The sequence below is a fragment of the Elstera sp. genome (assembly GCF_044372965.1).
GTDB lineage: Bacteria > Pseudomonadota > Alphaproteobacteria > Elsterales > Elsteraceae > Elstera.
On the sequence record NZ_JBILQX010000062.1, the window covers coordinates 1 to 18258 of the forward strand.

An 18258-nucleotide genomic window follows, 5' to 3' on the forward strand; every position below is an offset into this window, starting at 1 on the left:
GGCGAGAGATTGGCGATAGTGGCCCCGGCGAGCGGCTGTTGCCCCTTGAGCAAGGTCGCCTCGCGCTTGGGGGTTTCCGGCGGGGCGACCAGCTTGGCGCTGGCGGTGATGGTTTGGCCGCGGCGCATAATCGTAAAGTTGGCCGTTTCGCCAATCGGCTGGGTGGCGATGCGGAAGCGCAGGGCTTCCGGGTCGGGCACCTCATTGCCGTTGAAGGCGGTAATCACGTCGCCCGCGCGAATGCCCGCCTGAGCCGCCGGGCTCTCCGGGTGGACTTCGGCGATTAAGACCCCCGAGGGCCGCGACAGGCCGAGGCTGGCGGCTACATCCTGCGTTACCGGCTGGCCCGAACCGCCAAACCACGCCCGCACGATCTTGCCATTGCGCGCCGCATCGTCCGACAGCACGGTGCGCACCATATTCGCCGGAATGGCAAAGCCGATGCCGATGGAACCGCCCGAGCGCGAATAAATGGCGGTATTGATGCCCGCAAGCCGCCCGTCCATCGTCACCAACGCCCCGCCCGAATTGCCGGGGTTAATCGCCGCATCGGTCTGGATGAAGAAGTTATAGTCGGTGATCCCGGCATTGGTCCGCGCCAGCGCCGAGACGATGCCCTGCGTCACGGTCTGCCCCACGCCGAACGGATTGCCGATGGCCAGCACCAAATCGCCGACCTGTAACTGGTCGCTATCGATGAGGGGGAGCACCGGCAGCACTTCCTTGCCCGCATCGATCTTGAGAACCGCGAGGTCCACCCGCTCGTCCGAGCGCACCAGTTTGGCGTCGAACTCGCGGCGGTCGGCCAGCACCACGCTGATTTCATCGGCGCCTTTGATAACGTGGAAATTCGTCACCACCAGCCCATCGGCGCGCAGGATGACGCCGGAGCCGAGCGAGTTTTGCACCCGCTCCCGGCTGGGGCCGACCGGCAACCGGTCGCCGAAGAACTGCCGAAAGAAAGGATCGTTCAGCAAGGGCGACAGCGCCGCCTGCTCGCGCACGCGCTTTTTGGTATAGATGTTTACAACGGCGGGCGCGGCCTGTTTGACCACGGGGGCGAAGGACAGGCTGATCTGTTCCCGGCTCTGCGGCGTAAGTCGCTGCGGGGTTTGCGCCGCAGCGCTGCCAAGGGTAAGCGCGAAACTCACCGCTAACGCGAACAAGCTTAGCTTTTTTTCCACCATTTCTTCCTCTCTGTGCCAAGCTTACGGGCGAGAACAACCATGATCCGGGAGGAAGAGGTCGCAACCATGTCCGAAGCCCATGCTGCCCTCATTGGGCAATTCTACAATAGTTTCCAGGCGCGCCAAGCTCAGGGCATGGCCGAGTGTTATCATCCCGAGGTGGTGTTTAGCGACCCCGTCTTTCCGCGCCTCGTTGGGCCAGAGGCGGGCGCTATGTGGGCGATGCTGCTGGCCCGCGCAAGTGATCTCAATATCAGCGTCAGCGATATTAACACCAACGCCCAGCAAGGTTCGGCCCAATGGGTTGCCCGCTATAGCTTCTCGGCGACGAAACGCCCGGTGGTCAACCGAATTTCAGCGCGCTTCACCTTCCAAGACGGCAAGATTATTCGCCATATCGACAGTTTCAACCTGTGGCGCTGGTCTGCCCAGGCCCTCGGCCCGATGGGGCTGGTGTTGGGATGGACCCCGCTCGTCCAAGGCAAAATCCGCCGCCAAGCGGCGGAAGCACTGCACCGGTATCAGGAGAAGGCCTGATATCAGCCCCCCCTCGGGCCCCGTCCGTTGGCTAACGGCTCCCGTTGCGTAACGCGCTGACGATCTCGAACCGCACCATCACCGACCAGGGATGCGTATCCTCGCCGATTTTCAGCGGATGGAAGATGCGGGCAATACCGGCGTCGTCGGTGTACTGATAGGGTAGCCCCGCTCGGATCGCGGCTTTCGCGTCGAAACTCAGATCCTGGGCGGTCTTCCCCAACTGCTCCGGGTCGGGGTGCGCCACATACGCCGCGCTGTTCGACAGAAGGATCAGCGCACCGACGTTAAAAGGTTTGACGCGCGCCAAATCCGCTTGCAATCGCTCCAGCGCGTAATCGGTCCCCACGACCCCGGCAAAAACGCCCTTCAGGGTAAAGGGCGACATAAGCGACGTGATCTTAACCGTGCGTCCCGCCACCGGATAATCATAGGGTTCGATCATAACATCGCGCCCAGCCTTGCGCGGCAACTCATACCAATCGTTGAGCCCGGGGGTATCATAGCCCGTGAGGGGCTCCAACTGGATCTGGCCACTGCCCCGGTTCCAATAGGGGATATAGCGCCCCGTGCCATCGTGGCCGGGCGCGTTGACGAAGTTGATATCGGCCCCGTCAATGACATTCGGCAAAGCACAACAAGAAAGGGCCAGCAAGTCCTCATTTCTGCGCAAATATTCTGCCATAACATTATCAATCGTCTGGCGTGTTAAAGCTTCACTCGATAGACTTAACCCCTGAAGTGTTTGTTTAAATCCGTGTATAACGGTTGCAATGCGCGTAAAGAGAATTTCCAGTTTTGCCGATTCGAGCGTCGCAATCCGAATCCCGCCTTGAATGAGCGTCTCAACCTCCGCCGTTTCGACATCTTTTACCGCACCGACAATCTCAGTATTCACGTCTTGAAGCATCCGATTAATGTCGGATGTTGCTTCTGACGTGCGTTCCGCCAAAGCCCGCACCTCCGAGGCGACGACGGCAAAGCCCCGCCCCGCCTGCCCCGCCCGTGCGGATTCGATCGTTGCATTGAAAGAGAGCATTTTGGTGTGCTTGCTAATGTCGCTGATCAACCCGGCGATCGAGGCGATTTCGGTAAAGCGGCCCTCCAGCCGCGAAACCAACAACTTCACCTGTTCAATTGTATTACTGGGCCGATTGGGAGCTGTCGGGGCACCGGGCTTTGCGGCGTTCATCTTCTCAAGAGACATTTGAGACACGTGCATCAGCCCACCTTATTAATGTCAAAGAGGAACATCAGAAAAACTATCGCTGTATTGAGCAATAACTATACCAAAGCATTGTTTGTCTAACCGTCCTCGCGCTGAACCAGCGCTACTCTCTCCGAAAGTTCCTGAAAACTGCGCAGTGCACCGCCGGGCAGGGTGAGCGCGAAGGGCTTACAATCTTCCAATCCTGTCTTATTCTCACAAAGGCAAGCAATGCTAACATTATCTTATGACGCTTAAATTTCGACCAGCCGCCGCTGAAAAGATCACCATAGCCAGAAATGCAGAAAAAGGCGGCCCCCACTTGGGGAGCCGCCTTTGCTCTATACTTCTGAAAAGAGAGAGAGGCTTACGCCGCTACGTCTTCTTCGAAAATCTGCCCCGAATCAAGACCCTTGGCCGCCTTATCGCGGTCCACGAGTTCAATCACGGCCATCGGAGCCGCGTCGCCATAGCGGAAACCGGCCTTCAGAACGCGCGTGTAACCACCGGCGCGGCTATCGTAGCGCTTTGCAATCGCATCGAACAGCTTGCGCGTCACCACTTCGTCTTGCAGCACAGCCAGCGCCTGACGGCGGGCATGCAGATCACCGCGCTTACCCAGCGTGATGAGCTTCTCAACGATCGGACGCAGATCCTTTGCCTTGGGCAAGGTCGTCGTGATTTGCTCGTGCTTAATCAGAGCCACAGCCATATTCGCGAACATGGCCTTGCGGTGGCTGCTGGTGCGGTTCAGTTTGCGACCGCTCATACCGTGACGCATTTTTCTCTACCTTTTTGTCGGACCTACCGGCGGGGGGCTGATCACCAGAGCCGCGCGACAGGGGTTTCCGTTAACCTGGGATAACCGATCAATAGGGCTCTTCGAGCCGTTTTGCCAGTTCTTCGATATTTTCCGGCGGCCAGCCGGGGATTTCGAGACCAAGATGCAGGCCCATCTGAGCCAGCACTTCCTTGATTTCGTTCAACGACTTGCGACCGAAATTCGGCGTACGCAGCATTTCGGCTTCGGTCTTTTGCACAAGATCGCCAATGTAGACGATATTGTCGTTCTTGAGGCAGTTGGCCGAGCGAACCGAAAGTTCCAGCTCATCGACCTTGCGCAGCAAGTTCTTATTGAACGGCAGATCGTTGGCGCGATCTTCCTCGGCGGGGGCCTGCGGCTCTTCGAAGTTCACGAAAAGCGCCAGTTGATGCTGAAGGATACGCGCGGCCAAAGCCACAGCATCTTCCGGCGTCACGGCACCGTTGGTTTCGATCCGCATCGACAGCTTGTCATAGTCGGTCTGCTGGCCAACGCGGGTGTTTTCCACCTTGTAGCTGACTTTGCGGACCGGCGAGAACAGCGCGTCCACCGGAATAAGACCGATTGGCGCATCTTCCGGACGGTTCAGCGAGGCAGGAACATAGCCCTTACCGCGGCTGACCGACATTTCCATCGATAGCTTATAATCCTTATCCAGGTGACAGATCACCAGGTCAGGGTTCATAACTTCGATATCGGCACCGGTTTCGATCATCCCCGCGGTAACGACGCAAGGGCCGGTCGCGCGCAGACGAACGCGCTTGCCTTCTTCGGAATGCATCCGCAGGGCCAACGCTTTAACGTTCAGAACAATGTCCGTTACGTCTTCGCGCACGCCAGGAACCGAGGAAAACTCGTGCAGCACCCCATCGATGTGAATCGAGGTAACCGCCGCGCCCTGCAACGACGACAGCAGAATACGCCGCAGCGCGTTCCCCAGCGTCAAGCCCAGGCCGCGCTCCAGCGGATCGGCAATCACCGTCGCAACGCGCGCCGGATCATCACCAGGCTCAATGCTCAGCTTTTCCGGCTTTTTCAGATCTTGCCAATTTCTCTGGATCACGGGACGATTTCCCTTGTGTACACCACGCCAACCAATGCCAACGATGGAGAGTTATACCCCAGTCGCAGACGCCCGAATAACGGCAACCGGCCCGCCGCGCCGGGAACTTCCCGGCAAGCGACAGGCCGCTTGACCCGCAACAATCAGACGCGGCGCCGCTTCGGCGGACGGCAACCATTGTGGGGGATCGGGGTTACGTCGCGAATGGACGTCACCGCAAAGCCCACAGCCTGCAGCGCGCGAAGCGCCGATTCACGGCCAGCGCCCGGGCCCTTCACTTCGACTTCCAGCGTGCGCATGCCATGTTCCATCGCCTTGCGACCGGCATCTTCGGCAGCCATCTGGGCGGCATAGGGGGTCGACTTGCGGCTCCCTTTGAAACCCTTCGTGCCCGAAGACGACCAGGCAATCACATTGCCTTGCGCATCGGTGATGGTGATCATGGTGTTATTGAACGTCGAGTTGACGTGTGCCACACCCGACGTAATGTTCTTGCGCTCGCGGCGGCGAATGCGCGTAGCAGGAGCCTTGGCCATAAACCTTTATCCTTACTTCTTCTTACCGGCGATCGGCTTCGCCTTGCCCTTGCGCGTCCGGGCATTGGTGTGGGTACGCTGACCGCGTACCGGGAGCCCTTTGCGATGGCGCAGACCACGGTAGCAGCCGAGATCCATCAGCCGCTTAATCTGCATGGCGACCTGACGGCGCAGGTCCCCTTCCACCGTATAATCCCGGTCAATCAGTTCACGAATACGAAGAACTTCGTCGTCGTTCAACTGATGCACCCGGCGTTCAGGTGCAAAACCGAGTTTTGCGCAAATGTCACGGGAGGTCTTACGGCCGATGCCGAAAATATAGGTAAGGCCGATCTCCACGCGCTTCTGCGTCGGAATGTTCACGCCTGCGATGCGCGCCACACTTTAACTCCTTAAAAAGAGGCTCGACGTTAGTCCGTCAACCCTACTCAGCACCATCCATTAGAGGGGGCGCATTATAGGAAGACACACCTAAGAGTCAATCCATTCAAACCTTGCTCGGCTGAAGAATCTCTTCAATCGAGCGCGTTACGTCGGCGATGTCCGCCATCCCGTCAATCGTGCGCAGAACACTCCGGCCCTGATAGTAAGGCAGGATCGGTGTCGTCTGATCGCGATACACTTTCAATCGCGCCGAAACGGCTTCCACCGTATCGTCCGCGCGACGAATGAATTCCGTGCCGCCGCAAGAATCGCAGACATCTGCGACCTTCGGCTGCTTGAACACGTCATGATAGCCCGTACCACAGGCTTTGCAGGTATAGCGGCCAGTAATGCGCTCGGTCAGCGCCGCCTCGTCTACCCGCATCTCGATGACGTGATCGAGCTTCAATCCCTTTGCCACCAGCATCGCATCCAGGCCTTCCGCCTGAGCCACCGTGCGTGGGAACCCATCGAGGATGAACCCCTTGACGCAATCAGGCTGAGCGATCCGCTCGGCGATCATATCGATCATTAACGTATCGGGCATCAACTGCCCCGCCGTCATAACCCGCTTGGCTTCTTGCCCTAGCTCGCTGCCAGACGCCACGACAGCGCGCAGCATATCGCCCGTCGAAAGCTGAACCAGACCATGCGTATCCTGCAGATACCGCGCCTGCGTGCCTTTGCCAGCACCCGGCGGCCCCAACAGAATGATGTTCATCCACGCCTCCCTCGCAGTTTGGCCTTTTTGATTAGGCCTTCGTATTGATGCGCCACCAGATGCGAATGGACTTGCGCAACCGTGTCCATTGTCACTGTGACCACAATCAGCAGGCTTGTCCCGCCGAAGTAGAAGGGCACCGAATACTGCGAGATAAGAAGTTCGGGAAGCGCGCAAATTGCCGCGATGTAGACCGCGCCTAAAACCGTGAGTCGCGTCAGCACATGATCCAGGTGATCGGCGGTGTTCTTCCCCGGACGGATGCCTGGAATAAATCCGCCATGTTTCTTCAGATTATCTGCCGTTTCCACCGGGTTAAAGACGATGGCCGTGTAGAAGAACGAGAAGAACAGGATCATGCCGATGTAGGAAGCGAGATACAGCGGCGCGCCATGGGCCAAATGCTCACTGATCCACCGCAACACGGTCGGAAGTTCGGTCGCCGACTGCCCCGAGAACCCAACCAAGGTGCTTGGTAACAGAAGCAGCGAGCTTGCGAAGATCGGCGGGATAACGCCAGCCGTGTTCAGCTTCAGCGGCAGATGGCTCGATTCACCACCAAACACCCGATTGCCCTGCTGGCGCTTGGGATATTGGATCAGAATGCGCCGCTGGGCGCGTTCCATGAAGACAATGAAGAGCACAACCCCGACGACGATGCCAAGCAGGACGATAATGAACGCCGCCGACATGGCCCCAGTGCGCCCAAGTTCCAACAAGCCCGCCAAAGCACTCGGCAGATTCGCAACAATCCCGGCGAAAATAATCAGCGAAATCCCATTACCCACACCGCGCGCCGTGATCTGCTCGCCTAGCCACATCACGAACATGGTGCCACCGACCAGCGTAATGACCGCCGTCAATCGGAAGAACATGCCAGGATCGATCACCGCCGATCCGGTCGGCCCTTGGAAGCTTTCGAGCCCTACCGCAATCCCATAGGCTTGGCCGGTTGCCAGCAGCACGGTGAGATAACGGGTATATTGATTAAGAACCTTCCGGCCGCTCTCGCCTTCCTTTTTCAAGGTTTCCAGGCGCGGACTGACCGCGGTCATAAGCTGAATGATAATCGAGGCCGAAATATACGGCATAATGTTGAGCGCGAACACGGTCATACGACCGAGCGCACCGCCCGCCAGCATGTCGAACATGCCAAGGATGCCGCCCGCGTTCTGCTTGAAAATATCACTCAGAACCAGCGGGTCGATGCCCGGCAGGGGAATATACGTCCCCAGCCGGTACACGACGAGCGCGGCCAACGTGAACCAGATGCGAGCCTTCAGTTCCGTCGCCTTCGAAAAGGCGCCGAAGTTGATATTTGCAGCAAGTTGTTCTGCAGCAGATGCCATCAGGTTATAAACCGCCAGCCGTTAAGAGAGAAAAACTAGGCTTCCGTTGCTGCCGGAGCCGGCAGAACGACCGAGCCGCCCGCCTTTTCCACGGCTGCAACTGCCGCCGGGCTGGCCGCATCGAGTTCGATGGTCAGCTTCGACGTCAATTCGCCCTTTGCCAGCAAGCGCGTAGGCGCATCGGCAATGCGGATCAAGCCAGCAGCGGCCAGAACGGCCCCCGTGATGGTCTGATCAGCGGGCAAACGGCCCTCTTCGACGGCCTTTTGAATGGTGCCGACGTTGATGACCTGGAAAGTCTTGCGGAAAATGTTGGTGAAGCCGCGCTTCGGCAGACGCCGATAGAGGGGCATCTGACCGCCTTCAAAACCGCCAATGGACACGCCGGTACGGGACTTCTGCCCCTTCACGCCGCGACCCGAGGTCTTGCCCTTGCCAGAGCCGATACCGCGACCGACACGCATCCGGCGCTTACGCGCGCCTTCATTGTCCCGGAGTTCGTTGAGTTTCATGGTGTTCTTCCTCGGAAAAAGGGGCGGGATGCTGCCACCCCGCCAGACCGCCGGCGAACCCTTGCGGGTTACGCCGGGTCTTCGACCTTTACCAGATGCTGCACCGTGCGGATCATACCGCGCACCGCCGGAGTATCCTCCAGCACACGGCTCCGATGCAGCTTGTTAAGACCAAGCCCCTTCAGCGTATCCCGCTGATAGGCTTCGCGACCGATCGGGCTACCGATCTGGGTGACCTTTACGGTCTTGCCAGTGTCAGTCATGATCTTACGCTTCCTTCGCGGCGGCTGCTTCGCCATCACGACGGCCGAGGATGTCTGCCACCTTCTTACCGCGACGCGATGCAACCGCACGCGGCGAGACAGTGCCGGACAAGGCGTCGAACGTCGCCTTAATCATGTTGTGGGGATTGGAGGTGCCCAGCGACTTTGCGACCACATCTTGGACGCCAAGCGCTTCGAACACCGCGCGCATCGGACCACCGGCGATGATCCCGGTACCGGCAGTCGCCGCCCGGAGAACAACGCGGCCAGCGCCGAAGTGCCCATTGGTATCGTGATGCAGCGTGCGGTTTTCCCGCAGCGGCACCCGAACCATGTTGCGCTTCGCCTGTTCGGTTGCCTTACGGATGGCTTCCGGCACTTCACGCGCCTTACCCGATCCGTGGCCAACCCGGCCCTTACCATCGCCAACCACGACCAGAGCAGCGAAGCCGAACCGACGGCCCCCCTTCACCACTTTGGCGACGCGGTTAATACCAACCAGCTTTTCAACCAGTTCCGATTCTTCTCGTTCACGCGGCTGACGCTCGCGATCCCGACGATCTTCCCGTGCCATTCTCGAATGCCCCCTTAGAACGCCAGCCCGGCTTCGCGGGCAGCGTCGGCCAGGGCCTTCACCCGGCCGTGGTAGATATAGCCGCCACGGTCAAAGACCACGATCGACACGCCCTTGGCCAGCGCACGCTGGGCCACGAGCGTACCGACGGCTTTGGCAGCCTCGATATCGGCGCCGGTCTTCAGTTGACCGCGCAGTTCTTTGTCGACAGACGATGCGGCGGTCAGGGTCAGGCCCTGCGCGTCATCGATCACCTGCGCATAAATGTGCTTGCTCGAGCGGAATACCGATAGCCGCGGGCGGCCATTGGACGTTGCCCTCAGTCGCGTACGGACGCGCTGACGACGACGCTCGAAGAGTTCTTTCGGCTTCATCATGGTCCGCGTCCTTACTTCTTCTTGCCTTCCTTACGCAGGATGGTCTCTTCCTCGAACTTAATCCCCTTGCCTTTGTAGGGCTCGGGACCGCGGAAGCGGCGAATTTCAGCGGCAACCTGGCCAACCTTTTGACGGTCGGCACCCGAGATCGCCAGCAACGTCGGCTTTTCGGCAACAACGGTAATGCCTTCAGGGAGGGCATAATCGATGTCGTGCGAATACCCGAGCTTCAGCTTTACCACTTTGCCCTGCACATCGGCGCGGTAACCCACGCCGTTGATTTCGAGCTTCCGGGTAAAGCCAGTGCTGACGCCCTTCACCATATTATTGATGAGAGCGCGGGTGGTGCCCCACATAGCGCGGGCCTGCTTGGTTTCCGTAACGGGCTTCACGGAGATGGACGAACCATCCACCGTGGTTTCGATATCCTTGGACAGCGGCAAGCTGAGTTCACCCAGCTTACCTTGTGCAAGAAACACCCCATCCTTCACCGAAACCGTGACGCCAGCCGGGACCGCAACGGGATACTTACCAACACGTGACATTGGTCGCCTCCCTTAGAATATGCGGCAAAGCACTTCACCACCAACATTGGCAGCGCGCGCTTCGGCATCGGACATCACGCCGCGGGGCGTGGAGAGAATCGAAATGCCAAGACCGTTGTAGAACTTGGGCAGATCTTTGATCTTGGTATACACGCGGCGGCCGGGTTTGGAGACACGTTTAATCTCCTTAATCACGGCTTGGCCTTCGTGATACTTCAGCTCAATACGCAGTTCTTGGACGCCAGCCCGCACGTCGGCTTGAGTGTAGTCGCGGATGTAACCTTCACGCTTCAACACTTCGAGCACATTCGCCCGCAGCTTCGATGCCGGGGATAGAACCACCGACATACGCGCATGCTGGGCGTTGCGGATGCGCGTCAGCATATCCCCTAAGGGATCGCTCATCGCCATATCCTAAACTCCTCTTACCAGCTCGACTTGACCAGGCCAGGAATCTGGCCGGCCGAACCCAGTTCGCGCAGTGCATTCCGGCACAGCTTGAACTTGCGATACACGGCGCGCGGACGCCCCGTCACTTCGCAGCGATTGCGAACGCGGATCTTCGCCCCGTTGCGGGGCATTTCCGCGAGCTTCAGCGTTGCGGAGAACCGCTCTTCGAGCGAGGTCTCTTTGTTCTGAATGATCGCCTTCAGCTTCGCACGCCGATTGGCATGCTGTGCCGACAGCTTCTCGCGGTGTTTGTTCTTTTGAACAGAACTCGTCTTGGCCATGGGGACCTCTCCGCCTTACGACGCGAACGGCATTTGGAAACCCTTAAGCAGGGCGCGCGCTTCGTCGTCGGTGTTCGCGCTCGTGACAATAATGATGTCCATACCGCGAACATCACTCACCTTGTCATAGTCGATTTCCGGGAACACGAGTTGTTCCTTCAGGCCGAGGGCATAGTTGCCACGGCCATCGAAGCTCTTCGCGCTCACACCACGGAAATCACGCACGCGCGGCAGCGCAATCGTGATCAGGCGGTCAAGGAATTCGTACATACGTTCGCCGCGCAGCGTGACCTTGGCCCCCAGCGCCATGCCTTCACGGATTTTGAAACCCGCGATCGACTTCTTGGCGTAGGTTTTGATCGGCCGCTGGCCCGTAATCAGCGCGATATCGCCCACGGCGGCATCAAGCTTCTTCTGGTCCGTCACCGCTTCGCCGACACCGACGTTGATAACGATCTTTTCCAGCTTCGGAACCTGCATCGGGTTCTTATAGCCGAATTCTTCGATCAGCTTGCCGCGAACGACGGTTTGATAATGATCTTGCAGACGAGTCGCCATGCTACACCTCAAACGTCGATGAGCTCGCCGGAACGCTTAGCGAAGCGTACCTTGCGGCCATCAGCGAGGAATTTATAGCCGATGCGAGTCGGCTGCTTGGTCTTGGGGTCGATGTGGGAAATGTTCGAGACGTGAATCGTCGCTTCCTTCTCCACAATGCCGCCGGGCTGCGTCTGCGACGGCTTGGTGTGCCGCTTGACGATATTAATGCCCTGGACTTTAACCCGGTTTTCTTTCGGCAGAACTTCGAGAACCTCGCCCGTCTTGCCGCGGTCACGACCGGTCGTCACAACGACCTGGTCGCCCTTCTTGATTTTCAATTTCAAGGACATCACAGCACTTCCGGAGCAAGCGAGATGATCTTCATGAAGTTCTTGAGCCGCAGTTCACGGGTCACCGGGCCGAAGATACGGGTTCCGATGGGCTCGTTCTGCTTATTGATCAGAACCGCCGCGTTCGTATCGAAACGGATCGAGGACCCGTCCGACCGGCGCACTTCCTTTGCTGTCCGGACAATAACAGCCCGGTGCACATCGCCCTTCTTCACGCGGCCGCGCGGAATGGCTTCTTTGATGGAAACGACGATAACGTCGCCCACCGCAGCCGTCTTCCGCTTCGAGCCGCCCAGAACTTTGATGCACATGACTCGGCGTGCGCCGGAATTATCGGCGACGTCCAGGTTAGTTTGCACCTGAATCATGGGTTACGCTCCTTCGCCCGTCGCAACCGTTTCATCGGTCACAACTTCCCAAGTTTTGGACTTCGAGATGGGGCGGCATTCGCGAATCTTCACGAAGTCGCCCGTCTTGAAGTTGTTGGTCTCATCGTGCGCGGCGTATTTCTTCGTCCGCGTGATGAATTTTTTATAGACAGGGTGCATAACGCGGCGCGACACCAAAACCGTAACGGTCTTATCGCACTTATCACTCACTACCCTGCCTTGCAGAACGCGCCTTGGCATTTAAGCAGTCTCCATTCGGAAAGCGACCCTTTTAGCGGGTCGCGGCCCGTTCCGCCAGCACTGTTTTGATGCGAGCTACTTGGCGTCGCACATGGCGGACCCGCGCCGTGTTTTCGAGCTGACCGCTCGCCTGTTGAAAGCGCAGATTGAACTGCTCTTTCTTGAGGTTAACCAGCTCATCCTTGAGCTGGTCATCGGTCTTTACGCGAATATCGTCGGCCATCGTTAAGCCTCCTCGCCGAGGCGCTGAACGAACTTAACGCCCACCGGCAGCTTTGCGGCAGCCAGTTCGAACGCACGTTCAGCGATCTCGCGTGGCACACCGTCCATTTCGAACATGATGCGACCCGGCTTGACGCGGGCGACCCAAAATTCCGGCGACCCCTTACCGGAGCCCATGCGGACTTCGGCAGGCTTCGACGAAACCGGAACGTCCGGGAAAACGCGGATCCAGATACGACCCACGCGGCGGATGTGACGCGACATAGCGCGACGGGCCGCTTCGATCTGACGGGCCGTGATCCGGCCCGGTTCCAGCGACTTCAGGCCGAACGACCCGAAAGCCAACTGAGTTCCACCCTTGGCATTGCCATGGATCCGGCCTTTGTGGGCCTTACGGAACTTTGTGCGCTTTGGCTGCAACATCGTTTTATTCCCCTAGCCTTAGCGCGTCGGCTGCTGTTCAGCAGCGCGCTTGTCCTGGGCCATCGGGTCGTGCGCCATTACTTCACCCTTGAAGATCCACACTTTGACACCGCAGATGCCATAAGTGGTCTTCGCCGTACCGACGCCGTAATCGACTTCGGCGCGCAGGGTGTGCAACGGCACGCGGCCTTCGCGATACCATTCCATACGAGCGATTTCGGCGCCGCCGAGACGGCCCGAGCAGTTGATCCGGATGCCTTGGGCCCCGAGACGCATCGCCGCCTGAACGGCGCGCTTCATGGCGCGGCGGAAAGCAACGCGACGTTCCAACTGCTGAGCAATGCTCTCGGCCACCAGCTTCGCATCGAGTTCCGGCTTGCGGATTTCGACGATGTTGAGGCTGACTTCGCTCTTGGTGAACTTCGACAGCTCAAGACGCAGCTTTTCGATGTCCGCGCCCTTCTTGCCGATCACCACACCCGGACGCGCCGAATGAATGGAGATGCGGGCCTTCTTGGCCGGACGCTCGATGATGACACGGCTCACGCCGGCTTGCGCCAAACGTTCGAACAGCATCTTGCGCAGCTTCAGATCCTGGTGCAGCAGGGCTGCATATTCTTTGCTGGCGTACCAACGCGAATCCCAGGTGCGATTGATCCCGAGCCGAAGCCCGATCGGATTGACTTTTTGACCCATTACACCGTCTCCTCGCGCTCACGCACCACGATGCGCAGATGGCTGAAGGGCTTCTCGATGCGCGAGGCACGACCACGCGCACGGGCGTGGAAGCGCTTCAGCTCGAAGCTTTGGCCCACCGACGCTTCCTTCACATACAGCTTGTCAACGTCAAGCTGATGGTTGTTTTCGGCGTTGGCGATGGCCGACTGCAGGGCCTTCTTCACATCTTTGGCAATCCGGCGGGTGCTAAAGGTGAGTTCGGCCAAAGCCGTATTCGCCTTCTTACCGCGGATCAACTGCGCCACAATGTTCAGCTTTTGCGCGGAAACGCGCATGTTGCGAACAACGGACAGTGCTTCGACATCGGCTAGCTGCCGGGGCAAAGGTTTCTTGCTCATAGCCTTACTTCCTCTTCGCCTTCTTGTCGGCCGCGTGACCGTAGAACGTGCGCGTCGGCGAGAACTCGCCGAACTTGTGCCCGATCATATTGTCCGTCACCAGAACGGGAATGAATTTCTGGCCGTTATAAACGCCAAAGGTCAGACCCACGAATTGCGGCAGAATCGTCGAACGACGCGACCAAATCTTGATCACCTCATTCCGGCCCGAAGCCCGGGACTTATCTGCCTTCTTTAGAAGGTATCCGTCAACAAACGGACCTTTCCAAACGGAACGCGCCACGGCGGTTCTCCTTCGTTACTTCGCGTGACGACGGCGGACGATAAGCCGATCCGTCGCCTTGTTATTGCGGGTCTTCTTGCCCTTGGTCGGCTTACCCCAGGGGGTGACCGGATGACGACCGCCCGAGGTGCGGCCTTCACCACCCCCGTGCGGATGGTCGATCGGGTTCATAGCGACACCGCGGACAGACGGACGACGGCCCAACCAGCGCATACGGCCAGCCTTACCATAGTTTACGTTCTGCTGGTCGGGATTCGACACGGCGCCAATCGAGGCCATGCATTCACCGCGAACCATACGGAGTTCACCGGAAGCCAAACGGAGCTGAGCATACCCTTGATCGCGGCCCACGAGCTGAGCGTAAGACCCGGCGGCGCGGGCAAGCTGCCCACCGCGACCAATCTTCATCTCAACATTATGGACGATCGTACCGACCGGAATGTTCCGCAGCGGCATGGCGTTACCCGGCTTCACGTCGGTCTTTTCGCCCGACACGACCAGATCGCCCGCCTTCAGGCGTTGCGGGGCCAGAATGTACGCCTTTTCACCATCGGTATAGGTGATGAGCGCAATAAAGGCCGACCGATTGGGATCATATTCCAGTCGCTCAACCGTCGCGCTCACATCGAACTTGCGACGCTTGAAATCGACCAGACGATACCGGCGCTTGTGCCCGCCGCCGCGCGTGAACGCGGTGATACGGCCCGTATTGTTGCGACCACCGGTCTTTTTCAGACCTTCGGTCAGCGTCTTTTCCGGCTTACCCTTCCACAGCTCCGAGCGATCAACCAGAACCAGTTGACGCAGCGATGGCGTGATGGGCTTGAAAATTTTCAATGCCATCTGCTTACACCCCCGTCGTCAGGTCGATGGTCTGGCCGTCTGCCAGCTTGACCATCGCCTTCTTATAGTCCGACCGCTGACCGGGACGGCCTTTGAACAGCTTGCGCTTGCCCTTGACCGTTACCGTGTTCACAGCCTTCACCGTCACACCGAACACCATTTCCACGGCGGCTTTGATTTCCGGCTTCGTGGCGTCGAGCAGAACCTTGAAGGTCACGAAATTCTTATCCGTGATCATCGTGGCCTTTTCGGTAATGACCGGCGACAGGATGATGTCGTAGGCACGCTCGCGGCTGAGCGTAATGCCCTTTTTCGCCTCACTCATTTCAGGCGAGCCTCCAGCTCCTGGACCGCAGCGCGCGTCAGAACCAGCGTGTCACGACGGATAATGTCGTACACATTGGCACCGACGTGCGGCAGCACGTCCACATTCTTGATATTCCGCGCGGCAAGCGCGAAATCGGCGGCAACCGTTGCGCCATCGATGAACAGGACCGAGGTCCAGCCCCGCTTCGCAAAGGCATCGGCGACCGTCTTGGTCTTATCCGCGCCCAGCAGCGTATCGACGACGATCAGCTTGCCTTCGGCTTGTTTGGCCGACAAAGCGGTGCGCAGCCCGAGGGCACGTACCTTCTTCGGCAGCGAATAGCCATGATCGCGCACGACCGGACCGTGGATCACGGCACCGCCACGGAACTGCGGCGAGCGCAGCGAACCTTGGCGGGCGTTACCGGTGCCCTTCTGGGCGTAAGGCTTCTTGGTCGTCCCGGAGATTTCCGAAATGCCTTTGGCCTTATGGTTGCCGCTGCGACGCTTAGCGAGCTGCCAATGAATGACGCGCGCGAGAATGTCCTTGCGGGGCTCGAGAGCGAAAACTTCATCCGCCAGATCGATCGTTCCGGCTTCACCCGTGAACAGGGTTTCGACTTTGACTTGCATCGCTTACGCCTCCGCTGCGGCGTCGGTCTTGAGCGCGGCCGGGAAGGGGATACCTTCCGGCTGTGCCCGCTTTACCGCATCGCGCACCAAAACAAACCCACCGGCCGAACCCGGAACCGCGCCCTTTACGAGAATAAGACCGCGCTCGGCATCGGTGCCGACCACTTTCAAATTCTGCGTGGTCACGCGGACATCGCCCATGTGACCGGCCATCTTCTTGCCCTTGAAGGTCTTACCCGGATCCTGACGGTTACCCGTCGAGCCGTGCGAGCGATGCGACACGGAGACACCGTGCGTTGCGCGCAGACCACCGAAATTGTGACGCTTCATACCGCCGGCAAAACCCTTACCGATCGAGGTGCCCGTCACATCGACGAACTGACCGGCGATGAAATGTTCCACCGACAGTTCAGCACCGACATCCAGCAAACCATCGGCATCGACGCGGAATTCCACGACTTTGCGCTTCGGCTCAACCTTCGCGGCGGCAAACGTCACGCGCTGGGCTTTATTGACGTTCTTCACTTTGATGGAGCCCGCACCGAGCTGCACGGCATTATAGCCATCGCGCTCAATGGTACGGACACCGACAACTTGACACGCATCCACCTTCAGGACGGTCACGGGGATATGCTCACCCGCAGCGTCGAAGATCCGGGTCATGCCCAATTTCTGGGCGATCAGACCAGACCGTTTCATCGTCATCCCCCCGGCCTAGAGCTTAATCTCGACGTCGACACCCGACGCGAGGTCGAGCTTCATCAGCGCGTCCACGGTCTGCGGGGTCGGATCGACGATGTCCAGAAGGCGCTTATGAGTGCGCACTTCAAACTGTTCGCGGCTCTTCTTATCGATGTGCGGCGAGCGGTTGACGGTGAACCGTTCAATTTCGGTCGGCAGCGGAATCGGACCACGGATGCGGGCGCCAGTGCGCTTCGCCGTGTTCACAATCTCGCTGGTGGACTGATCGAGCACGCGATGATCGAATGCCTTCAGCCGAATGCGGATGTTTGTGTTGTCCATGCTTCTTTCTCCGGCTGGGTGCCAGGGGGCAGGAACGCGCCCCCGGCCCTATCAGCCATGCTTCTTAGTTAGGCAACGATCGATGCGACGACGCCTGCACCAACGGTGCGGCCGCCTTCGCGGATAGCGAAGCGCAAGCCTTCGTCCATCGCGATCGGTTGGATGAGTTCCACATCCATCGAGACGTTATCGCCCGGCATCACCATTTCCGTGCCTTCCGGCAGCGAAACGGTCCCGGTCACGTCCGTGGTGCGGAAGTAGAACTGCGGACGATAGTTGGTGAAGAACGGCGTGTGACGACCGCCTTCTTCCTTCGTCAGAATATAGGCTTCCGCCTTGAACTTGGTGTGCGGCGTGATCGAACCCGGAGCTGCCAGAACCTGGCCGCGTTCCACGTCTTCACGCTTCGTGCCGCGCAGCAGCGCGCCGATGTTGTCGCCCGCCTGGCCGCTATCGAGCAGCTTGCGGAACATTTCAACGCCCGTCACCGTCGTCTTCACCGTGGTCTTCAGACCAACGATTTCAACTTCTTCACCGACCTTCACAATGCCGCGTTCAACGCGACCCGTGACCACCGTGCCGCGACCCGAGATCGAGAACACGTCTTCGATCGGCATCAGGAACGGACGATCAACCGGGCGTTCCGGCTGCGGAATGTACGCATCGACTTCGGCCATCAGCTTCAGAATGGCGTCGCGGCCCAGTTCCGGCTGCTTATCTTCCAGCGCGCACAGGGCCGAGCCCTTCACGATCGGAATATCATCGCCGGGGAACTGGTACGACGACAGAAGCTCGCGCACTTCCATTTCAACCAGTTCGAGCAGATCGGGATCATCGACCATGTCGCACTTGTTGAGGAACACCACCAGCGACGGAACGCCAACCTGACGGGCAAGGAGGATGTGTTCGCGCGTCTGCGGCATCGGGCCGTCAGCAGCCGACACAACCAGAATCGCGCCGTCCATCTGTGCGGCACCGGTGATCATGTTCTTCACATAATCGGCGTGGCCGGGGCAATCGACGTGCGCATAATGGCGGTTGCTGGTTTCATATTCGACGTGCGCCGTCGAAATCGTGATCCC

At 59.0% G+C, this 18258-nt stretch carries 31 protein-coding genes; 1 reads left to right on the plus strand and 30 read right to left on the minus strand.

Annotated elements, in window-relative coordinates; all coding sequences use genetic code 11:
• Positions 1-1187, minus strand: a 1187-nt coding sequence (locus ACIQ36_RS09770) for a Do family serine endopeptidase (protein ID WP_395828686.1), incomplete at its 3' end; no start/stop codon positions are given.
• A 39-nt stretch (positions 1188-1226) separates the two neighbouring features.
• On the opposite strand from ACIQ36_RS09770, the gene ACIQ36_RS09775 reads away from it, so the two are divergent.
• Positions 1227-1724, plus strand: coding sequence for a nuclear transport factor 2 family protein (locus tag ACIQ36_RS09775; RefSeq protein WP_395828688.1), 498 nt, complete (start codon positions 1227-1229; stop codon positions 1722-1724).
• A gap of 31 nt (positions 1725-1755) precedes the next feature.
• Here ACIQ36_RS09775 and ACIQ36_RS09780 read toward each other — a convergent pair whose 3' ends face one another.
• From ACIQ36_RS09780 to tuf, 29 genes are all read right to left on the minus strand, one after another.
• Positions 1756-2853 (minus strand): methyl-accepting chemotaxis protein, encoded by a 1098-nt coding sequence (locus ACIQ36_RS09780; RefSeq protein WP_395828690.1) that lies wholly within the window; start codon positions 2851-2853, stop codon positions 1756-1758.
• 445 nt (positions 2854-3298) lie between these two features.
• Complete coding sequence (gene rplQ, locus ACIQ36_RS09785) at positions 3299-3712, minus strand: 50S ribosomal protein L17 (RefSeq protein WP_395828692.1); 414 nt, start codon at positions 3710-3712, stop codon at positions 3299-3301.
• 88 nt (positions 3713-3800) lie between these two features.
• The gene (locus ACIQ36_RS09790; RefSeq protein WP_395828694.1) at positions 3801-4817 is read right to left on the minus strand and encodes a DNA-directed RNA polymerase subunit alpha; all 1017 of its coding nucleotides are present in this window, start codon (positions 4815-4817) and stop codon (positions 3801-3803) included.
• Between the two features lie 143 nt (positions 4818-4960).
• Complete coding sequence (gene rpsK / locus ACIQ36_RS09795) at positions 4961-5353, minus strand: 30S ribosomal protein S11 (RefSeq protein WP_395828696.1); 393 nt, start codon at positions 5351-5353, stop codon at positions 4961-4963.
• Positions 5354-5365: 12 nt separating this feature from the next.
• Positions 5366-5734 (minus strand): 30S ribosomal protein S13, encoded by a 369-nt coding sequence (gene rpsM, locus ACIQ36_RS09800; RefSeq protein ID WP_395828698.1) that lies wholly within the window; start codon positions 5732-5734, stop codon positions 5366-5368.
• A 106-nt stretch (positions 5735-5840) separates the two neighbouring features.
• Positions 5841-6497, minus strand: coding sequence for an adenylate kinase (locus tag ACIQ36_RS09805; protein WP_395828700.1), 657 nt, complete (start codon positions 6495-6497; stop codon positions 5841-5843).
• Positions 6494-7846, minus strand: coding sequence for a preprotein translocase subunit SecY (gene secY, locus ACIQ36_RS09810; protein ID WP_395828702.1), 1353 nt, complete (start codon positions 7844-7846; stop codon positions 6494-6496). The genes ACIQ36_RS09805 and secY overlap by 4 nt, the downstream gene beginning before the upstream one ends.
• A 35-nt stretch (positions 7847-7881) precedes the next feature.
• Positions 7882-8358 carry a 50S ribosomal protein L15 gene (gene rplO, locus ACIQ36_RS09815; RefSeq protein ID WP_395828704.1) on the minus strand — a complete coding sequence of 159 codons (477 nt, stop codon included), beginning with the start codon at positions 8356-8358 and terminating at the stop codon, positions 7882-7884.
• 68 nt (positions 8359-8426) lie between these two features.
• Positions 8427-8621 (minus strand): 50S ribosomal protein L30, encoded by a 195-nt coding sequence (rpmD, locus tag ACIQ36_RS09820; RefSeq protein ID WP_395828706.1) that lies wholly within the window; start codon positions 8619-8621, stop codon positions 8427-8429.
• 4 nt (positions 8622-8625) lie between these two features.
• Complete coding sequence (rpsE, locus tag ACIQ36_RS09825) at positions 8626-9195, minus strand: 30S ribosomal protein S5 (RefSeq protein ID WP_395828708.1); 570 nt, start codon at positions 9193-9195, stop codon at positions 8626-8628.
• Positions 9196-9209: 14 nt separating this feature from the next.
• Positions 9210-9572: a 50S ribosomal protein L18 gene (gene rplR / locus ACIQ36_RS09830; protein WP_045774525.1), complete on the minus strand. Its 363-nt coding sequence runs from the start codon at positions 9570-9572 to the stop codon at positions 9210-9212.
• A gap of 11 nt (positions 9573-9583) precedes the next feature.
• Positions 9584-10117 carry a 50S ribosomal protein L6 gene (gene rplF, locus ACIQ36_RS09835; RefSeq protein ID WP_395828710.1) on the minus strand — a complete coding sequence of 178 codons (534 nt, stop codon included), beginning with the start codon at positions 10115-10117 and terminating at the stop codon, positions 9584-9586.
• A 12-nt stretch (positions 10118-10129) separates the two neighbouring features.
• The gene (rpsH, locus tag ACIQ36_RS09840) at positions 10130-10528 is read right to left on the minus strand and encodes a 30S ribosomal protein S8 (protein WP_045774527.1); all 399 of its coding nucleotides are present in this window, start codon (positions 10526-10528) and stop codon (positions 10130-10132) included.
• 14 nt (positions 10529-10542) lie between these two features.
• The gene (gene rpsN, locus ACIQ36_RS09845) at positions 10543-10848 is read right to left on the minus strand and encodes a 30S ribosomal protein S14 (protein ID WP_045777341.1); all 306 of its coding nucleotides are present in this window, start codon (positions 10846-10848) and stop codon (positions 10543-10545) included.
• Between the two features lie 15 nt (positions 10849-10863).
• The gene (rplE, locus tag ACIQ36_RS09850; protein WP_395828712.1) at positions 10864-11406 is read right to left on the minus strand and encodes a 50S ribosomal protein L5; all 543 of its coding nucleotides are present in this window, start codon (positions 11404-11406) and stop codon (positions 10864-10866) included.
• An 8-nt stretch (positions 11407-11414) separates the two neighbouring features.
• Complete coding sequence (gene rplX, locus ACIQ36_RS09855; protein ID WP_045777250.1) at positions 11415-11738, minus strand: 50S ribosomal protein L24; 324 nt, start codon at positions 11736-11738, stop codon at positions 11415-11417.
• Positions 11738-12106 carry a 50S ribosomal protein L14 gene (rplN, locus tag ACIQ36_RS09860; RefSeq protein WP_045777249.1) on the minus strand — a complete coding sequence of 123 codons (369 nt, stop codon included), beginning with the start codon at positions 12104-12106 and terminating at the stop codon, positions 11738-11740. Before rplN ends, rplX begins: the two co-directional genes overlap by 1 nt.
• Before the next feature lie 3 nt (positions 12107-12109).
• The gene (gene rpsQ, locus ACIQ36_RS09865; protein WP_045777248.1) at positions 12110-12367 is read right to left on the minus strand and encodes a 30S ribosomal protein S17; all 258 of its coding nucleotides are present in this window, start codon (positions 12365-12367) and stop codon (positions 12110-12112) included.
• 31 nt (positions 12368-12398) lie between these two features.
• Complete coding sequence (gene rpmC, locus ACIQ36_RS09870) at positions 12399-12590, minus strand: 50S ribosomal protein L29 (RefSeq protein ID WP_045776552.1); 192 nt, start codon at positions 12588-12590, stop codon at positions 12399-12401.
• Between the two features lie 2 nt (positions 12591-12592).
• Positions 12593-13012 (minus strand): 50S ribosomal protein L16, encoded by a 420-nt coding sequence (rplP, locus tag ACIQ36_RS09875; protein ID WP_045776553.1) that lies wholly within the window; start codon positions 13010-13012, stop codon positions 12593-12595.
• A gap of 18 nt (positions 13013-13030) precedes the next feature.
• Positions 13031-13708: a 30S ribosomal protein S3 gene (gene rpsC / locus ACIQ36_RS09880; protein WP_395828715.1), complete on the minus strand. Its 678-nt coding sequence runs from the start codon at positions 13706-13708 to the stop codon at positions 13031-13033.
• Positions 13708-14088 (minus strand): 50S ribosomal protein L22, encoded by a 381-nt coding sequence (rplV, locus tag ACIQ36_RS09885; protein ID WP_045777577.1) that lies wholly within the window; start codon positions 14086-14088, stop codon positions 13708-13710. The genes rpsC and rplV overlap by 1 nt, the downstream gene beginning before the upstream one ends.
• Before the next feature lie 4 nt (positions 14089-14092).
• A complete protein-coding gene (rpsS, locus tag ACIQ36_RS09890) occupies positions 14093-14371 on the minus strand; it encodes a 30S ribosomal protein S19 (protein WP_045777292.1) in 279 nt (92 codons plus the stop codon).
• A 15-nt stretch (positions 14372-14386) separates the two neighbouring features.
• Complete coding sequence (gene rplB, locus ACIQ36_RS09895) at positions 14387-15214, minus strand: 50S ribosomal protein L2 (protein ID WP_395828717.1); 828 nt, start codon at positions 15212-15214, stop codon at positions 14387-14389.
• A 4-nt stretch (positions 15215-15218) separates the two neighbouring features.
• Positions 15219-15539, minus strand: a complete 321-nt coding sequence (locus ACIQ36_RS09900) for a 50S ribosomal protein L23 (protein ID WP_395828719.1) — start codon at positions 15537-15539, stop codon at positions 15219-15221.
• Positions 15536-16153: a 50S ribosomal protein L4 gene (rplD, locus tag ACIQ36_RS09905; protein ID WP_395828721.1), complete on the minus strand. Its 618-nt coding sequence runs from the start codon at positions 16151-16153 to the stop codon at positions 15536-15538. The genes ACIQ36_RS09900 and rplD overlap by 4 nt, the downstream gene beginning before the upstream one ends.
• A 3-nt stretch (positions 16154-16156) precedes the next feature.
• Complete coding sequence (rplC, locus tag ACIQ36_RS09910; RefSeq protein ID WP_395828723.1) at positions 16157-16852, minus strand: 50S ribosomal protein L3; 696 nt, start codon at positions 16850-16852, stop codon at positions 16157-16159.
• A gap of 15 nt (positions 16853-16867) precedes the next feature.
• Entirely contained in the window at positions 16868-17176 is a 309-nt protein-coding gene (gene rpsJ, locus ACIQ36_RS09915; RefSeq protein ID WP_045777634.1) for a 30S ribosomal protein S10, read from the minus strand.
• Between the two features lie 68 nt (positions 17177-17244).
• A partial coding sequence (tuf, locus tag ACIQ36_RS09920; protein ID WP_395828726.1) for an elongation factor Tu occupies positions 17245-18258 on the minus strand: 1014 nt, incomplete at its 5' end.

Bases quoted from the DNA above. Each gene is read 5' to 3' on its own strand.
- rplE (WP_395828712.1), bottom strand. From the start codon at position 11,406: ATGGCGACTCGTCTGCAAGATCATTATCAAACCGTCGTTCGCGGCAAG.
- rplF (WP_395828710.1), bottom strand. From the start codon at position 10,117: ATGTCACGTGTTGGTAAGTATCCCGTTGCGGTCCCGGCTGGCGTCACG.
- rplC (WP_395828723.1), bottom strand. From the start codon at position 16,852: ATGAAACGGTCTGGTCTGATCGCCCAGAAATTGGGCATGACCCGGATC.
- rpsH (WP_045774527.1), bottom strand. From the start codon at position 10,528: ATGGCGATGAGCGATCCCTTAGGGGATATGCTGACGCGCATCCGCAAC.
- ACIQ36_RS09805 (WP_395828700.1), bottom strand. From the start codon at position 6,497: ATGAACATCATTCTGTTGGGGCCGCCGGGTGCTGGCAAAGGCACGCAG.
- rpmD (WP_395828706.1), bottom strand. From the start codon at position 8,621: ATGACTGACACTGGCAAGACCGTAAAGGTCACCCAGATCGGTAGCCCG.
- rplB (WP_395828717.1), bottom strand. From the start codon at position 15,214: ATGGCATTGAAAATTTTCAAGCCCATCACGCCATCGCTGCGTCAACTG.
- rplO (WP_395828704.1), bottom strand. From the start codon at position 8,358: ATGAAACTCAACGAACTCCGGGACAATGAAGGCGCGCGTAAGCGCCGG.
- rplX (WP_045777250.1), bottom strand. From the start codon at position 11,738: ATGTCCTTGAAATTGAAAATCAAGAAGGGCGACCAGGTCGTTGTGACG.
- rplP (WP_045776553.1), bottom strand. From the start codon at position 13,012: ATGTTGCAGCCAAAGCGCACAAAGTTCCGTAAGGCCCACAAAGGCCGG.
- rpsN (WP_045777341.1), bottom strand. From the start codon at position 10,848: ATGGCCAAGACGAGTTCTGTTCAAAAGAACAAACACCGCGAGAAGCTG.
- ACIQ36_RS09775 (WP_395828688.1), top strand. From the start codon at position 1,227: ATGATCCGGGAGGAAGAGGTCGCAACCATGTCCGAAGCCCATGCTGCC.
- rpsE (WP_395828708.1), bottom strand. From the start codon at position 9,195: ATGGCACGGGAAGATCGTCGGGATCGCGAGCGTCAGCCGCGTGAACGA.
- rpsQ (WP_045777248.1), bottom strand. From the start codon at position 12,367: ATGCCAAGGCGCGTTCTGCAAGGCAGGGTAGTGAGTGATAAGTGCGAT.
- rplD (WP_395828721.1), bottom strand. From the start codon at position 16,153: ATGCAAGTCAAAGTCGAAACCCTGTTCACGGGTGAAGCCGGAACGATC.
- rpsK (WP_395828696.1), bottom strand. From the start codon at position 5,353: ATGGCCAAGGCTCCTGCTACGCGCATTCGCCGCCGCGAGCGCAAGAAC.
- rplV (WP_045777577.1), bottom strand. From the start codon at position 14,088: ATGAGCAAGAAACCTTTGCCCCGGCAGCTAGCCGATGTCGAAGCACTG.
- rplR (WP_045774525.1), bottom strand. From the start codon at position 9,572: ATGATGAAGCCGAAAGAACTCTTCGAGCGTCGTCGTCAGCGCGTCCGT.
- rpsJ (WP_045777634.1), bottom strand. From the start codon at position 17,176: ATGGACAACACAAACATCCGCATTCGGCTGAAGGCATTCGATCATCGC.
- secY (WP_395828702.1), bottom strand. From the start codon at position 7,846: ATGGCATCTGCTGCAGAACAACTTGCTGCAAATATCAACTTCGGCGCC.
- rplN (WP_045777249.1), bottom strand. From the start codon at position 12,106: ATGATTCAGGTGCAAACTAACCTGGACGTCGCCGATAATTCCGGCGCA.
- rpmC (WP_045776552.1), bottom strand. From the start codon at position 12,590: ATGGCCGACGATATTCGCGTAAAGACCGATGACCAGCTCAAGGATGAG.
- ACIQ36_RS09900 (WP_395828719.1), bottom strand. From the start codon at position 15,539: ATGAGTGAGGCGAAAAAGGGCATTACGCTCAGCCGCGAGCGTGCCTAC.
- rplQ (WP_395828692.1), bottom strand. From the start codon at position 3,712: ATGCGTCACGGTATGAGCGGTCGCAAACTGAACCGCACCAGCAGCCAC.
- rpsC (WP_395828715.1), bottom strand. From the start codon at position 13,708: ATGGGTCAAAAAGTCAATCCGATCGGGCTTCGGCTCGGGATCAATCGC.